The following is a 13,562-nucleotide window of genomic DNA, read 5'->3' as shown; positions in this document are numbered from 1 at the left end:
TATATAGACTGCTTAAATTTTTAAAGTGGTGCGAGCTATATTTACTCGCAAAGTTAAGAATTTTTTGCAAAAACTGAGTAATTGACAACAATAAATAAAGGAAAAAAGATGAAAACGTTTACTGCAAAACCATCAAATATCAAAAGAGAATGGCTTTTGATTGATGCTACAGATAAAACTTTAGGTCGTCTAGCTACAGAAGTAGCAATGATCCTAAGAGGTAAAAACAAGCCAGAATATACTCCTCATATGGATACTGGTGACTATGTTGTTATCGTTAATGCTGAGAAAGTAACTGTAACTGGTAACAAAAGAAAAGGTAAAATTTACCACCACCACACAGGCTATATTGGCGGTATCAAATCAGTATCTTTTGAGAAGCTAATAGCAACTCATCCAGAAAGAGCTATTGAAAAAGCTGTAAAAGGTATGCTTCCTAGAACTCCACTAGGTCGTGCAATGTTCAAAAAGTTAAAGGTTTATGCAGGTGAAAATCACCCACATACAGCTCAACAACCTCAAGCTCACAATATTTAATAAAGGATGGTAAAAATGTCAGAATATAATTATGGTACAGGTCGTCGTAAAAGTTCTGTAGCTCGTGTATTTATGAAAAAAGGTACTGGTCAATTCATCGTTAATGGTCTTCCATTAGAGCAATACCTATGTCGTGAAACAGATTGCATGGTTGTTAAACAGCCTTTAGAACTTACTAACAATACAGATAACTTTGATTTTAAAGTAACTGTAAAAGGTGGTGGAACTACTGGTCAAGCTGGTGCTATCCGTCTTGGTGTTACTAGAGCTCTTATCGAGTATGATGAAGATCTTAAACCAGCTCTTCGTGAAGCAGGTTTCGTTACACGTGACCCTCGTAAAGTTGAGCGTAAAAAGCCTGGTCTTAGAAAAGCTCGTAGAAGAAGACAGTTCTCTAAGCGTTAATATATCTTTTTTATATTACACTCTTTTATTATTCTTTTTATTTTATTATCACTAGGAGGATAAAACCTTGGTTTTATACACAAAAAAGGATGATATCTATAGCGACATCGTACGCATGATACTATCTATCAAAGGTGCTAATGCGAAAATTGTAGATGTTTCAGATCCAAACAACTCAAAACATCTAGAAGAATTAAATATCATTACACCAAATGGCAATATTCCTACATTAACTACAGAAGACTTTGCTGTATATAGACTTAATGTAATTATAGAGGCTATTGAAGACTTATACCCTTTCCCTCCTATGTTTCCTGTTTTCCCAAAACAGCGAGCTAATGCGAGAATTCTATTAGAACACGTTAATAAAACATTCTTACAAAACATCACTTCTCTGCAAAATCCTTACTTAGGTGAAGAAGAAGCAGAGGAAATTAAAAAAGCGATGCAGAAAGATTTGATTAGCACATATAGAACAATTGTTAATGAAAGAGAAGTAAATGCTGAGAGCAATCCAGATGCTCAAAACATTAATGTTTTAACTCTAATAATAACTTTTGTTTTTTATTACTTCATTAAGTTAAAGATTTCTATTCCTACAAAAGATAAGAATATTATTAAAGAAATTAAAGAATTACTTAGTGAACCTAGTTTCATCAAAACTATCAAAGGAGAAGGAGCTTAATATGGCTATGCTTAGAGCCTATATAGTTAAGGCAACATACAATTGGTTAGTTGATCATGGTTTTACTCCATACGTACTTATTGATACAGAGTATGAAGATGTAGTAGTTCCAACAAACTATATAGATGAAGATAAAAAAATACTTTTAGACTTATCTCCACAAGCAGTTCAAAATCTAAATATAGATGATAACCATATAACATTCGAAGCTACTTTTGATGGCGAACCAATGTCTGTAAATATTCCTATGGAAGCTGTTTTAGAAGTATTTTCTAAAGAAACAGAGCAAGGAATATATGCTCGTGAATTTGGTTATGGAATCAATGTAAATGAAGGTGAAGATGATGAGACAGCTAACCCTAAAAAGGTTGGTGAATCAGATACTGACAACATTCTTACTTTAGATTAACTCTAAAATATTTCTTAATTTAAATTTCTTTCATACTCTTCTCTAAGAATAGACATTATATGAAATGATTCATATTTATTTATTAAAGTATTAAATTCACAATCTCTTAGAGTACCTTCTATAACAAATCCAGCAGATTTATAAATATGGATAGCCTTAGAGTTAAAATCTTTAACATCTAACCACACTCTATGAGCCTGAGTATTTTTAAAGATCCAATCTAATATAAGCTTTAAAGCTTCTTTTCCATAGCCTTTACCTTTACTAGATGCATCAATAATAATACGTTTGATATGGATAGAATTATGCTTATTATATAAATCTGTAAGTATCACATATCCAACATCTTTAGCTAAATGATCTTGTATTATAAAATATACGATGTCGTTATTTTCTAATGCTAATTTATGAGTATCATAATCCCACTTACCAATATATAAACTATTGTCGAGATCATTTTCTAGACTTACAATAAAGCTCACATCATGTTGATTAGCCTTTCTTAACTTGATATTTTCAATATCTGATGAGATCTTCATAACTTCTTTAATCGGATTTCAATAAGTTAGCAACTGGCTTATAGCTTTTTCTATGGATATCTAAAACACCATACTGTTTTATCTTTTCTAAGTGATCTTTAGTTGGATAGCCTTTATGCTTAGCAAAACCATACTCAGGATAAACTTTATCATGCTCTAGACATATTCTATCTCTATACACCTTTGCCAATATAGAAGCTGCTGATATTTCTAGAACTTTAGAATCACCTTTTACTATTGCTTCAGATTGATAACCCCACTGTGGTAGTCTATTACCATCAACTAAAGCTTTATCAAATTGCCCTACTAAACTATCAGCAACTTGTTTCATCGCTTTTAAAGTTGCCTGTAAGATATTTAAATCATCTATCTCTTGAGGTGAAATCTCAACTATTGAGTAAGCTTTTGCTTTTGAAATAATTTCCTCATATAGTAGTTCACGTTTTTTATCGCTGAGCTTTTTAGAGTCATTCAATCCTTCAATACTGTTATTACTATCTAATATAACTCCTGCAGCAACAACTGGACCTGAAAGAGGACCTCTTCCAGCCTCATCTATACCTAAAATAATCATCTAACGATTACTACCCCTTATTATCAATAGAACTTAAGAAACCTCTTAAAATATTTACTTCTTGACTTTCCAACTCACTTCTTTGAAAAAGTCTTCTTAACTTATCCATAACATGACCTGGTTTATTTTTATCTAAAAAACCTGACTCTATCATGCTATTCTCAAGATGCTGATAAAGACCTTGTAACTCTTTTATCGAAGCCTTTTTATGTAAGTGATTATATTCCGGAACATCTTTAGCATCTGTAATTTCAATCATCTGTTTATGTATTTCATAAGCAACTAATTGAACAGCTTGAGCTAAATTTAACGAAGTATAACCTTCATTAGATGGAATATAGGCATGTACATTACTCATCAAAAGCTCCTCATTCAAAAGTCCTGTTCTTTCACGACCAAAAAGTATTGCAACTTTTTCATCAGATTTTTGAATTTTATTTAGAATATTTGTAGCTACTTTTGATATAGGTTCTATTGGTAGTGAAACTCTTCTTACCCTAGCACTTGTTCCAACTACATAATCAATACCTTCTAATGCATCATCTAATGAATCAACTATCTTTGCACTTTTTACTACTTCTGTAGCATGGCATGATAATGCAATAGCTTCATCATCTATACCTTTCTTTGGATTCACCAACCAGAGATTTGTTAATCCCATATTTAGCATTGCTCTTGCTGTAGAACCAACATTTCCACTATGAGATGGTTCAACAAGCACTATTCTTATATTTTTTAGTAATCTATCCATTATATGTACTAGTAATTAACTTATATAAATCATCGACCGTTTTTACTTGATCAAAATATTTTTGTGTTGTATCAGCCTTAATAAATAAAGCCAGCTGTTTTAATAATTCTATATGAATTTCAGAAATATTATCGGGGAAAAATACCCCTATTGCCATTTTTATATCCTCATCAACAGAGTCATCATGGTATGTGTTTTTAAGTGTTACTATAATTATCTTAGTTGTGTCCAAATTTTTAACCCTACAGTGAGGAATATAAATATTTTTACCAATGTAGGTATTACCTATCCTTTCTCTGCTATAAATACTTCTAAGCACAGAATCTTCATCAATCTCAGGATATGATACGGCTAGTCTATTAGCAATAAATTCGATCAGACGTTTTTTAGATTCGATATTAAGGTTTAAGATAATATTCTTTTTATCTATAAGAGCTTTTAAATTCATAAATTGATTAAATATTTTTTGAGTAAGAAGAATTATTCACTATGAGCTGGTGTAGTACTATGATTACATCTCATTTTATTTTTATGCTTCTTAAGTTGACGTGCTAACTTATCTTCTAGCATATCGATAGCTGCATAAAGATCCTTATCTTCAGCTTTTGCCACAAACTCACTACCAGGTACAATTACTATAGCTTCAGCAACTTGCTGCTCTTTCTCAACAGCTAAGATAACTTTCGTAGACGTTATATGATCAAAGTAATGCTCTACTTTTCCTATTTTTTCATCCACATAACCTTTGATTGCATCAGTAACTTCTACGTGCCTACCAGTAATTTGAATATTCATAAATAAACCTCCAGTTTTTGAACACCGAACCCTTTAAATTTATTATATAAACTTTTAGAGCCCTATTTATAATAACCACTAAAGTGATATACTTACATTATACAAGCTAAATATTATAAAGAAAAGAAATGAACAACAATGTGAAACAAATTTTAACATCACTAGGGCTAATCTTGGTAGCTGTAGTGTCGTTTATAATTTTTGCTCCGATATTTGTATTTTTGATAATTTTCCTAATGATATCTTCATTTATTCTACGTAGAAGAATAATGAAACAAAATGCTGACTTCTTTAATAGAAATGGCCGCAAGAAAGGCAGAGTCATCGATCAAGAAGAAGATTCCTCCGAAGATTTTAACTCCAATCAAAAATTAAAATAAAAAATGTATACAAAAGATACTATTGTTGCGATAGCAACTCCTCAAGGCAATGGTGGTATTGGAATCATCAGAATATCAGGTCCAAATGCTTTAGAAATATCACAAAAGCTCACTCTAAAAGAATTAAAGCCTCGATATGCCACATTTTGCACCATCTATAATGATCAAGAAGTTATAGATAATGGTATTGCAATATATTTCAATGCACCTTTTTCATATACGGGTGAAGATGTTGTTGAGATTCAAGCACATGGCAACCCTTTTATACTTAATCTAATTATAAAAGCTGCCTTAAAGTGCGGTGCACGCATGGCTAAGGCTGGTGAATTTACTGAAAGAGCTTTCTTAAATAATAAACTTGACCTAGCTCAAGCTGAAGCAGTTGCTGATATTATAAATGCATCATCAGAAATTGCTGCTAAATCTGCGGCCAAATCATTACAGGGAGATTTCTCTAAAGAGATAAATAATCTTCTAGAAAAGTTAATTTATTTAAGAATGTATGTGGAAGCTTCTATAGATTTCCCTGAAGAAGAAATAAACTTTTTAGAAGACACAAAGATACATAACTCTCTAGAACAAATATATCAAACCATATTAGATGTCAGAAACAGCTGTAAGCAAGGTGTTATATTATCAGAAGGAATTACTTTAATATTAGTTGGTAAACCTAATGCTGGTAAATCTAGCCTTTTAAATGCCCTTGCTGGTAAAGAGTCAGCAATTGTAACATCAATTGCTGGTACAACTAGAGATATTGTCAAAGAACATATCCAAATCAATGGTGTGCCAATGCATATAATTGATACTGCTGGCTTACGCAGTAGTGATGATATTATTGAAAGCGAAGGTATCAAAAGAGCTATTGCTAAGATCCAAGAAGCTGATCAAGTTCTTTTTGTGACAGATGACTATACTAATAGTAATGTTAAATTTAGCGATATTAAAGAGATCATTCCTGAGTTTTATGATCAAATACCTAAAGATATTGATATTACATATGTTCATAACAAAATAGACCTACTAAAAGATACACCTCAAAATCAAGATAACCATATATATATATCTGCAGGAAATAATATTGGTATTGATAAACTAAAAGAGCATATATTAAAAAAAGTAGGCTATACAAATCAAAATGAAAGTATCTATACTGCTCGTGAAAGACACGTTACCGCAATAAATAGTGCCTTTGAGCATATAACTCTAGCAAAAGAACAATTAAATCTTGGTAATGGCGAGCTACTTGCTGAAGAGCTTTTGATAGTCCAAGAATATCTAAACACAATTACTGGAGAGTTTAGTTCAGATGATTTATTAGGTGAAATTTTCTCAAGCTTCTGTATTGGGAAATAATTTTATAACTAAATTTATACTAATGTACTGAACTAATTCTATCCTCGATACTTCTCATTTCATCATATTGAGATTGATGAGAATTATCTGCAGATATAAATGTTATATTTTCATTTTGGAAAGCTGTAGCACATGAGAATAGAACGACTAATGGAGTAGAAATTAAAAATATTTTTTTCATATTGAATTATCCTTTTTATTTAAATCTTTTATTTTGCATTAGTTTCTCATTAAATAAAGATCATATAAAATACTTTATTCTTATATAAAATATAAACAATACTTATATGAGATAAGTTTCTACAAGAATATACTTTTAAAATAAAATAAATATTTATCAAACATTTGCTAAAATATATTAAGTTTTAACAAATCATCCTAGAAAATATGCTATCTTTAATTGGTCATACTCCTATCATAAAACTTAAAAATCTAGATACAAATCATAATGTATTTGCAAAGTGTGAATGGTTAAACCCTACAGGAAGCATAAAAGATAGAGTTGCAAAATATATATTAGAAAATCTCATAAAAAATAAACAAATAAAAGCCAAACAAACTATTGTTGAAGCAAGCTCTGGTAATATGGGCACATCATTAGCAGCTATAGGAAAGCTTTATAATTATCCAGTACATATAACTTGTCCTGAAAAAACTGGTTCAATGAAAAGGTCTATGATAGAAAGCTTTGGTGCAAATCTTACAATATGCAAAAACACAGCTGATCACCAGAATTCTGACTTTTATGTTAACAAGGCAAAATCAATAGCTGACCAAACAAATGGTATGTTGATAAATCAATATGATAATAAACTAAATACACAATGCCATTATGAAACTACTGGTCAAGAGATAGTAGATTATTTTATAAAGCAAAATATTGGTATTGATTATTTTATAACAGTAGGCGGTTCTGGAGGAACCATAACAGGTTGCTCAAAGAAGATAAAAGAAATATTTCCAGATGCCCAAACAATTATGCCCGATCCAAAAGGATCCGTGTATTATGATATTTTCTACAATGGTAAGCCTAACCCTAAAAATATATATAGCTATAAAGTTGAAGGGCCAGGCAATCCTGTATTCTGTAAATCAATGGATTTAAGATATATTGATGAAGTTATACAGTTTACTGATGAACAAGCAATAATCGGTTGTCATGAATTAGCAAGTGAACAAGGAATCTATGCTGGTCATAGCAGCGGAGCAAATTATTTTATTCTCAAAAAGCTATTAAATTTGCTCCCAAATGACAATTCGTATAATATTCTTATAATGATTTTAGATACTGGTATGAAATATACTTTTTATTAAAAAAAAAACCTCTAGAATATATATAAAACAATTTAGTTAACTTATGTTATTATTAAACATAAAAAATTACCATAGGAGAAAAGCTATGCCAGGTATTTTAATAAGCCTTATCTTGTTACTAATTTCAGTAGTAACTGCTTGGTTTAACCGCCGTGGAGGACAAGTATTTTTTGTCATATTTTTAATTGTTGCTAGTGGAGTATTTATTCACCATGCAAGTCAACATGTAGCAATGTACGTATAATAGGGAGTTTATCATGACAAGATCCGGTGCTGAAGATAACATGAAAATTTTAAGTGCTATAGAGGTTATAGTTATAACTGCAATTATTATTATAGACTTCTATTTCCAATTTAGTATGTACAATATGCCAAAACCTATCTCTCTTATCTTATTACAGAGAATGGGACTACTTGCTATGGGATTTGGCTTTTTACTAAATACGCATTTCCATATTCGTCCAAGCCACTATGCATACTCACTATTAGCAACAGTATTTACACTACTTGTTTCTTTAAAGATAATAAGTATTCATATGCTTGACCCGATAGGTATTGGTCCAAAACTTTTTGGCGTACATATGTATAGCTGGGTATTTGTAATATCTATTATATATCTAGTATATATTGCTATAGTTATGTCATTCTCTGGTCAATACGATCTACATCAAAGAACAGCTAAAGAAGTATCAGAGTCTAGCAATAAGGTAATACGTACTATAACTCATATAGTATTTGCAATATTTGTAATATTAACAATTATTAGTATAGGTTCAGCTTTTTATGCTTGTGCCGATGGCGCTTGTGCAGTGCAACAAGTAGCTCAACAAGCAGCACCAATACTTCAATAATTTCTGCAAAATATTATTTTCTAATAAATTCTATTCAAACTTTCTCTCCTATAAGTTTCACTCAAAAATATAATATTCAATATATTAAATAAAATTATTACCTGCTATGATTAAGGTGTGTAAAATACTTTATGAGGAAAAGGTTATGCCAGGTATACTTATAAGTTTTATTCTACTATTAATCTCAGCTATAACAGCTTGGTTTAACAGACGCTATGCTGTAATAATTTTTAGTATATTCCTTATTATTGCAGGTCTAGTATTTTTGCATCATGCAACTAGCCAGCTATCAATATATTTATAAGAGGATATTATTATGGAAAAAACACTAATCTCAAAGGACCTAATAAAAGCAATAAGCGCTATTGAAACAGTAGGAATAGCTATAGTCATAATACTAGCATTCTTCTTTCAGTTTTTTATGGACGAGTTACCTTGCCCATTATGCCTTTTACAGCGCTTAGGATTACTAGCAATAGGCTTTGGATTCCTGCTTAATATGCGCTTTCATGTACGACCAAGTCATTATGCCCTATCACTATTATCTGCAGTATTTACATCATTCGTATCACTTAGACAAATTGCTTTACATGTTACAGATCCCGTCGGTTTTGGATCTAAAGTCTTAGGTATGCATATGTATAGTTGGGTATTTGTAATATCTATGATAGCTATCATATATATAGCTATAGTCATGTCTTATCCAAAACAATATGAGATTCGAGAAGAACCTCAAGAGATTTCTGAAGCAAAAAATAAGAAAATTCGCTTATTTACAAATATAATTTTCATGATTTTTATACTAGTTGTCTTTGCAAATGTTGTATCAATATTTTTTGAATGTGGCTTATATCAATGCCCAGATAACCCTGTTAAATATCTTTTAGCATAATAAATATTGTAAATATATTAACTTCTATCTAATATACTTTTTTGAATATTTTCATTAATTAAATCCATTGCTTTCTCACATTCATCAAGTGTTAACCCCTCCATTCTACAAGTATTATTTGATACTCTTGTATTTACTCTCATTGCAGTACTAATATCATTAATATACACAGACCCTAATCCAAATGCCTTCTCAATAATATTTGACCTAAGGTTTACATCATTTATATTACGGTATGGAATATCTCTACGATTAAGATATAAAAAACCATATTTAAGAATACAGCGTTGATTTGTTATGATGTAACTATAACCATTGATAATTCTTCGAATAAAAAACCAAGCAACTATAAAGTAAATAATTAGCAATACAAAAATAACTAATACAGTATTTGTCAACATATCATGGTTTATAGTTGTCTTATTTAACTTTGAAAAAAACATTACAGCAATAGCTATAATTAAAAAAGAACTATGCCAAAGCTTTATGATAAAGAAATAAATGATACTTGATTTATTTGGCTTCAATTCTAATAGAATATTTTCATTTTCTTGTAGGTTCATAACTTATAAAGAAATAGTTTATTCTACTTTAATAGTACTTCTAAAAAACAGATATATCAATTATTAGGATTAATTAGAGTCCAGAAACAAAAAAGCCCCATATTTCTATGAGGCTTTTAAATTGCTTATCACGATAAGTCTTTGATATGGAATAAGATGGCGACTACCTACTTTCACCTGGGCAATGCCAGACTATCATCGGCGTATTGTAGTTTCACTTCTGAGTTCGGAATGGGATCAGGTGGTTCCTACAAGCTATCATCGCCAAAACTGTGTTTTGGGTTATATATCTTATAAAGATATTTAACAATTCAGCATAGAAATAGACTTAAGTCTCTCGGATCATTAGTACTGGTAAGCTTCATACATTGCTGTACTTCCACACCCAGCCTATCAACGTCGTAGTCTCCAACGTTCCTTACTAGTTTAAAACTAGAGAGATCTAATCTTGAAGGAGGCTTCCCGCTTAGATGCTTTCAGCGGTTATCCCTTCCGAACGTAGCTACCCGGCAATGCTTCTGGCGAAACAACCGGAACACCAGTGGTTCGTTCACTCCGGTCCTCTCGTACTAGGAGCAACTCTTCTCAAATCTCTAACGCCCACGGCAGATAGGGACCGAACTGTCTCACGACGTTCTGAACCCAGCTCGCGTACCACTTTAAATGGCGAACAGCCATACCCTTGGGACCTGCTTCAGCCCCAGGATGTGATGAGCCGACATCGAGGTGCCAAACTCCTCCGTCGATATGAACTCTTGGGAGGAATCAGCCTGTTATCCCCGGAGTACCTTTTATCCGTTGAGCGATGGCCCTTCCATACGGGACCACCGGATCACTAAGACCTACTTTCGTACCTGCTCGAGCCGTCACTCTCGCAGTCAAGCGCACTTTTGCCTTTATACTCTTGGCATGATTTCCGACCATGCCGAGTGCACCTTCGTACTCCTCCGTTACTCTTTGGGAGGAGACCGCCCCAGTCAAACTACCCACCATACACTGTCCTCGAATCTCTCCTGAGTTAGAACTCTAAATATTCAAGGGTGGTATTTCAAGGACGACTCCACAATCACTAGCGTGACTGCTTCAAAGTCTCCCACCTATCCTACACATAAATATTCAAAGTCCAGTGCAAAGCTGTAGTAAAGGTTCACGGGGTCTTTCCGTCTAACCGCGGGTACACTGCATCTTCACAGCGATTTCAATTTCACTGAGTCTCTGGTGGAGACAGTGTGGCCGTCGTTACGCCATTCGTGCAGGTCGGAACTTACCCGACAAGGAATTTCGCTACCTTAGGACCGTTATAGTTACGGCCGCCGTTTACTGGGGCTTCGATCCAGAGCTTCGCTTGCGCTAACCCCTTCAATTAACCTTCCAGCACCGGGCAGGCGTCACACCCTATACTTCATCTTACGATTTAGCAGAGTGCTGTGTTTTTGATAAACAGTCGCAGCCACCTGGTATCTGCAACCCCCAACAGCTCAAAGAGCAAGTCTTATCACCATCAAGGGCACACCTTCTTCCAAAGTTACGGTGTCATTTTGCCTAGTTCCTTCACCAGAGTTATCTCATAGCCTTAGTATTCTCTACCTACCCACCAGTGTCGGTTTAGAGTACGGTCGCTTATACAATATACTTAGAAGCTTTTCCTGGAAGCTTGGTATCAATAGCTTCGTCAAACAAGTTTGACTTCGTCTCGTACCTCAGATCAACAAGATGCCGGATTTGCCTAACATCTCTACCTACATACTTTCACCTGGACAACCATTCGCCAGGCCTACCTAACCTTCTCCGTCCCTCCTTCGTTCATATAAGCGGCACAGGAATATTAACCTGTTTCCCATCGACTTCACTCTTCAGCTACGCCTTAGGGGCCGGCTTACCCTACGTTGATTAACATTGCGTAGGAATCCTTGGGTTTTCGGCCAATAAGAATCTCACTTATTTTACGTTACTCATGTCAGCATTCGCACTTCTGATACCTCCAGCAAACTTCTCAATTCACCTTCATCGGCTTACAGAACGCTCCCCTACCAATATATACTATATATTCCGCAACTTCGGTGCATAGCTTAGCCCCGTTAAATCTTACGTGCAGGCCGACTCGACCAGTGAGCTATTACGCTTTCTTTAAAGGGTGGCTGCTTCTAAGCCAACCTCCTGGCTGTCTGGGCCTTCCCACTTCGTTTCCCACTTAGCTATGACTTGGGGACCTTAGTTGGCGGTCTGGGCTGTTTCCCTTTCCACTACGGACCTTAGCACCCGCAGTGTGTCTCCCGTGATTGAACTTCATCGTATTCTGAGTTTGCATCGAGTCAGTAAGGTCGTAAAACCCCCATCGTCGAAACAGTGCTTTACCCCAATGAGTTATACACGAGGCACTACCTAAATAGTTTTCGGGGAGAACCAGCTATCTCCGTGCTTGATTAGCCTTTCACTCCGATCCACAGCTCATCCCATAATTTTGCAACATTATTGGGTTCGGTCCTCCAGTTGGTATTACCCAACCTTCAACCTGGCCATGGATAGATCGCGCCGGTTTCGGGTCTACTCCTAGCGACTATTCGCCCTATTAAGACTCGCTTTCGCTACGGATCCCTTATTCAGTTATCCTCGCCACTAAAAGTAACTCGCTGACCCATTATACAAAAGGTACGCAGTCACATTACTAAATAATGCTCCTACTGCTTGTATGCAAGCGGTTTCAGATTCTATTTCACTCCCTTTATAAGGGTTCTTTTCACCTTTCCCTCACGGTACTAGTTCACTATCGGTCATTCAGGAGTATTTAGCCTTGGAGGATGGTCCCCCCATATTCAGACAAGGTTCCACGTGCCCCGTCCTACTTGTTCGTATGCTTAGTTCCACTGTGATTATTTCGTATACGGGACTATCACCCTCTATCGTCAAGCTTCCCAACTTGTTCTACTATAATTACAGCTAAATCATACCAGGCTCTTCCCACTTCGCTCGCCGCTACTATGGGAATCTCAATTGATTTCTCTTCCTAAGGGTACTTAGATGTTTCAGTTCCCCTCGTTCGCTCTACACTCTATGTCGAGTGAGTACCTAGCTTGTGCTAGGTGGGTTCCCCCATTCGGAAATCTCCGGATCAAAGATTATTTACCATCTCCCCGAAGCTTATCGCAGATTATCACGTCCTTCATCGCCTCTGAATGCCAAGGCATCCACCGCTTGCACTTATTCTCTTAAGTCTATTTCTATACTAAATTGTTAAATATCTCTATCTTCATGCAAATAAAATAATGGTGGAGCCAAGCGGGATCGAACCGCTGACCCCCTGCGTGCAAAGCAGGTGCTCTCCCAGCTGAGCTATGGCCCCAAAAAAACTGGTGGGTCTGAGTAGACTCGAACTACCGACCTCACCCTTATCAGGGGTGCGCTCTAACCAACTGAGCTACAGACCCGTATTCTATTTACACTAAAATATATTATCTACAAACACTAAGCTAAATCATTCAAATCAGAGTTAAAGCTTATTTCTATTTTTTCG

18 protein-coding genes, 2 tRNA genes and 2 rRNA genes are annotated in these 13,562 nt (G+C 34.6%); 11 read left to right on the top strand and 11 right to left on the bottom strand.

Features of this window, described 5'->3' with window-relative positions; translation table 11 throughout:
- The first annotated feature begins 108 nt into the window (after positions 1-108).
- From rplM to FIP56_RS03690, 4 genes are all read left to right on the top strand, one after another.
- Complete coding sequence (gene rplM / locus FIP56_RS03705) at positions 109-537, top strand: 50S ribosomal protein L13 (RefSeq protein ID WP_192577615.1); 429 nt, start codon at positions 109-111, stop codon at positions 535-537.
- A gap of 15 nt (positions 538-552) precedes the next feature.
- Entirely contained in the window at positions 553-942 is a 390-nt protein-coding gene (gene rpsI / locus FIP56_RS03700) for a 30S ribosomal protein S9 (RefSeq protein ID WP_192577614.1), read from the top strand.
- 67 nt (positions 943-1,009) lie between these two features.
- Positions 1,010-1,627: a glutathione S-transferase N-terminal domain-containing protein gene (locus FIP56_RS03695; protein ID WP_192577613.1), complete on the top strand. Its 618-nt coding sequence runs from the start codon at positions 1,010-1,012 to the stop codon at positions 1,625-1,627.
- Between the two features lies 1 nt (position 1,628).
- Positions 1,629-2,036, top strand: a complete 408-nt coding sequence (locus FIP56_RS03690; RefSeq protein ID WP_192577612.1) for a ClpXP protease specificity-enhancing factor — start codon at positions 1,629-1,631, stop codon at positions 2,034-2,036.
- A gap of 14 nt (positions 2,037-2,050) precedes the next feature.
- On the opposite strand, the gene FIP56_RS03685 is transcribed toward FIP56_RS03690, so the two are convergent.
- The 5 genes from FIP56_RS03685 to raiA are packed head-to-tail and all read right to left on the bottom strand — an operon-like array spanning position 2,051 to position 4,695.
- Positions 2,051-2,575: a GNAT family protein gene (locus tag FIP56_RS03685; RefSeq protein WP_192577611.1), complete on the bottom strand. Its 525-nt coding sequence runs from the start codon at positions 2,573-2,575 to the stop codon at positions 2,051-2,053.
- 7 nt (positions 2,576-2,582) lie between these two features.
- Positions 2,583-3,149 carry a ribonuclease HII gene (gene rnhB, locus FIP56_RS03680; RefSeq protein WP_192577610.1) on the bottom strand — a complete coding sequence of 189 codons (567 nt, stop codon included), beginning with the start codon at positions 3,147-3,149 and terminating at the stop codon, positions 2,583-2,585.
- A 10-nt stretch (positions 3,150-3,159) separates the two neighbouring features.
- The gene (locus FIP56_RS03675) at positions 3,160-3,900 is read right to left on the bottom strand and encodes an RNA methyltransferase (RefSeq protein ID WP_192577609.1); all 741 of its coding nucleotides are present in this window, start codon (positions 3,898-3,900) and stop codon (positions 3,160-3,162) included.
- Complete coding sequence (locus FIP56_RS03670) at positions 3,893-4,348, bottom strand: PTS sugar transporter subunit IIA (protein ID WP_192577608.1); 456 nt, start codon at positions 4,346-4,348, stop codon at positions 3,893-3,895. Before FIP56_RS03670 ends, FIP56_RS03675 begins: the two co-directional genes overlap by 8 nt.
- Positions 4,349-4,380: 32 nt before the next feature.
- On the bottom strand, positions 4,381-4,695 hold the full coding sequence (gene raiA, locus FIP56_RS03665; protein WP_192577607.1) for a ribosome-associated translation inhibitor RaiA: 315 nt from the start codon (positions 4,693-4,695) through the stop codon (positions 4,381-4,383).
- A gap of 128 nt (positions 4,696-4,823) precedes the next feature.
- Between raiA and FIP56_RS03660 the strand changes: the two genes are divergently transcribed.
- Both FIP56_RS03660 and mnmE read left to right on the top strand, forming a co-directional pair.
- Complete coding sequence (locus tag FIP56_RS03660) at positions 4,824-5,075, top strand: hypothetical protein (RefSeq protein ID WP_192577606.1); 252 nt, start codon at positions 4,824-4,826, stop codon at positions 5,073-5,075.
- A 3-nt stretch (positions 5,076-5,078) separates the two neighbouring features.
- The gene (mnmE, locus tag FIP56_RS03655; protein ID WP_192577605.1) at positions 5,079-6,431 is read left to right on the top strand and encodes a tRNA uridine-5-carboxymethylaminomethyl(34) synthesis GTPase MnmE; all 1,353 of its coding nucleotides are present in this window, start codon (positions 5,079-5,081) and stop codon (positions 6,429-6,431) included.
- Positions 6,432-6,450: 19 nt separating this feature from the next.
- On the opposite strand, the gene FIP56_RS03650 is transcribed toward mnmE, so the two are convergent.
- On the bottom strand, positions 6,451-6,612 hold the full coding sequence (locus FIP56_RS03650) for a hypothetical protein (protein WP_192577604.1): 162 nt from the start codon (positions 6,610-6,612) through the stop codon (positions 6,451-6,453).
- 206 nt (positions 6,613-6,818) lie between these two features.
- Between FIP56_RS03650 and FIP56_RS03645 the strand changes: the two genes are divergently transcribed.
- From FIP56_RS03645 to FIP56_RS03625, 5 genes are all read left to right on the top strand, one after another.
- Entirely contained in the window at positions 6,819-7,745 is a 927-nt protein-coding gene (locus FIP56_RS03645) for a cysteine synthase family protein (RefSeq protein ID WP_192577603.1), read from the top strand.
- Positions 7,746-7,830: 85 nt separating this feature from the next.
- On the top strand, positions 7,831-7,989 hold the full coding sequence (locus FIP56_RS03640) for a hypothetical protein (protein ID WP_191092623.1): 159 nt from the start codon (positions 7,831-7,833) through the stop codon (positions 7,987-7,989).
- 13 nt (positions 7,990-8,002) lie between these two features.
- Positions 8,003-8,596, top strand: a complete 594-nt coding sequence (locus FIP56_RS03635) for a disulfide bond formation protein B (protein ID WP_192577602.1) — start codon at positions 8,003-8,005, stop codon at positions 8,594-8,596.
- Positions 8,597-8,741: 145 nt separating this feature from the next.
- Positions 8,742-8,900 carry a DUF5993 family protein gene (locus tag FIP56_RS03630; RefSeq protein ID WP_192577601.1) on the top strand — a complete coding sequence of 53 codons (159 nt, stop codon included), beginning with the start codon at positions 8,742-8,744 and terminating at the stop codon, positions 8,898-8,900.
- Between the two features lie 12 nt (positions 8,901-8,912).
- Entirely contained in the window at positions 8,913-9,488 is a 576-nt protein-coding gene (locus FIP56_RS03625) for a disulfide bond formation protein B (protein WP_192577600.1), read from the top strand.
- Positions 9,489-9,505: 17 nt separating this feature from the next.
- On the opposite strand, the gene FIP56_RS03620 is transcribed toward FIP56_RS03625, so the two are convergent.
- The 5 genes from FIP56_RS03620 to FIP56_RS03600 form a co-directional block, all read right to left on the bottom strand.
- On the bottom strand, positions 9,506-10,051 hold the full coding sequence (locus FIP56_RS03620) for a PH domain-containing protein (RefSeq protein WP_192577599.1): 546 nt from the start codon (positions 10,049-10,051) through the stop codon (positions 9,506-9,508).
- A gap of 154 nt (positions 10,052-10,205) precedes the next feature.
- A 5S ribosomal RNA gene (gene rrf / locus FIP56_RS03615) occupies positions 10,206-10,320 on the bottom strand.
- 55 nt (positions 10,321-10,375) lie between these two features.
- Positions 10,376-13,263, bottom strand: a 23S ribosomal RNA gene (locus FIP56_RS03610).
- Between the two features lie 52 nt (positions 13,264-13,315).
- Positions 13,316-13,391 (bottom strand) — tRNA-Ala (locus tag FIP56_RS03605).
- Between the two features lie 8 nt (positions 13,392-13,399).
- Positions 13,400-13,476 (bottom strand) — tRNA-Ile (locus tag FIP56_RS03600).
- Positions 13,477-13,562: the final 86 nt, after the last annotated feature.

This window comes from Francisella sp. LA112445 (assembly GCF_012224145.1).
Classification (GTDB): domain Bacteria; phylum Pseudomonadota; class Gammaproteobacteria; order Francisellales; family Francisellaceae; genus Francisella.
This window is presented reverse-complemented; position numbering and strand designations above follow the sequence as displayed.

Coding starts and splice junctions, on each gene's coding strand:
- rplM (WP_192577615.1), top strand. CDS start 109: ATGAAAACGTTTACTGCAAAACCATCAAATATCAAAAGAGAATGGCTT.
- rpsI (WP_192577614.1), top strand. CDS start 553: ATGTCAGAATATAATTATGGTACAGGTCGTCGTAAAAGTTCTGTAGCT.
- FIP56_RS03690 (WP_192577612.1), top strand. CDS start 1,629: ATGGCTATGCTTAGAGCCTATATAGTTAAGGCAACATACAATTGGTTA.
- FIP56_RS03685 (WP_192577611.1), bottom strand. CDS start 2,575: ATGAAGATCTCATCAGATATTGAAAATATCAAGTTAAGAAAGGCTAAT.
- rnhB (WP_192577610.1), bottom strand. CDS start 3,149: ATGATTATTTTAGGTATAGATGAGGCTGGAAGAGGTCCTCTTTCAGGT.
- FIP56_RS03675 (WP_192577609.1), bottom strand. CDS start 3,900: ATGGATAGATTACTAAAAAATATAAGAATAGTGCTTGTTGAACCATCT.
- FIP56_RS03670 (WP_192577608.1), bottom strand. CDS start 4,348: ATGAATTTAAAAGCTCTTATAGATAAAAAGAATATTATCTTAAACCTT.
- raiA (WP_192577607.1), bottom strand. CDS start 4,695: ATGAATATTCAAATTACTGGTAGGCACGTAGAAGTTACTGATGCAATC.
- FIP56_RS03660 (WP_192577606.1), top strand. CDS start 4,824: ATGAACAACAATGTGAAACAAATTTTAACATCACTAGGGCTAATCTTG.
- mnmE (WP_192577605.1), top strand. CDS start 5,079: ATGTATACAAAAGATACTATTGTTGCGATAGCAACTCCTCAAGGCAAT.
- FIP56_RS03650 (WP_192577604.1), bottom strand. CDS start 6,612: ATGAAAAAAATATTTTTAATTTCTACTCCATTAGTCGTTCTATTCTCA.
- FIP56_RS03645 (WP_192577603.1), top strand. CDS start 6,819: ATGCTATCTTTAATTGGTCATACTCCTATCATAAAACTTAAAAATCTA.
- FIP56_RS03640 (WP_191092623.1), top strand. CDS start 7,831: ATGCCAGGTATTTTAATAAGCCTTATCTTGTTACTAATTTCAGTAGTA.
- FIP56_RS03635 (WP_192577602.1), top strand. CDS start 8,003: ATGACAAGATCCGGTGCTGAAGATAACATGAAAATTTTAAGTGCTATA.
- FIP56_RS03630 (WP_192577601.1), top strand. CDS start 8,742: ATGCCAGGTATACTTATAAGTTTTATTCTACTATTAATCTCAGCTATA.
- FIP56_RS03625 (WP_192577600.1), top strand. CDS start 8,913: ATGGAAAAAACACTAATCTCAAAGGACCTAATAAAAGCAATAAGCGCT.
- FIP56_RS03620 (WP_192577599.1), bottom strand. CDS start 10,051: ATGAACCTACAAGAAAATGAAAATATTCTATTAGAATTGAAGCCAAAT.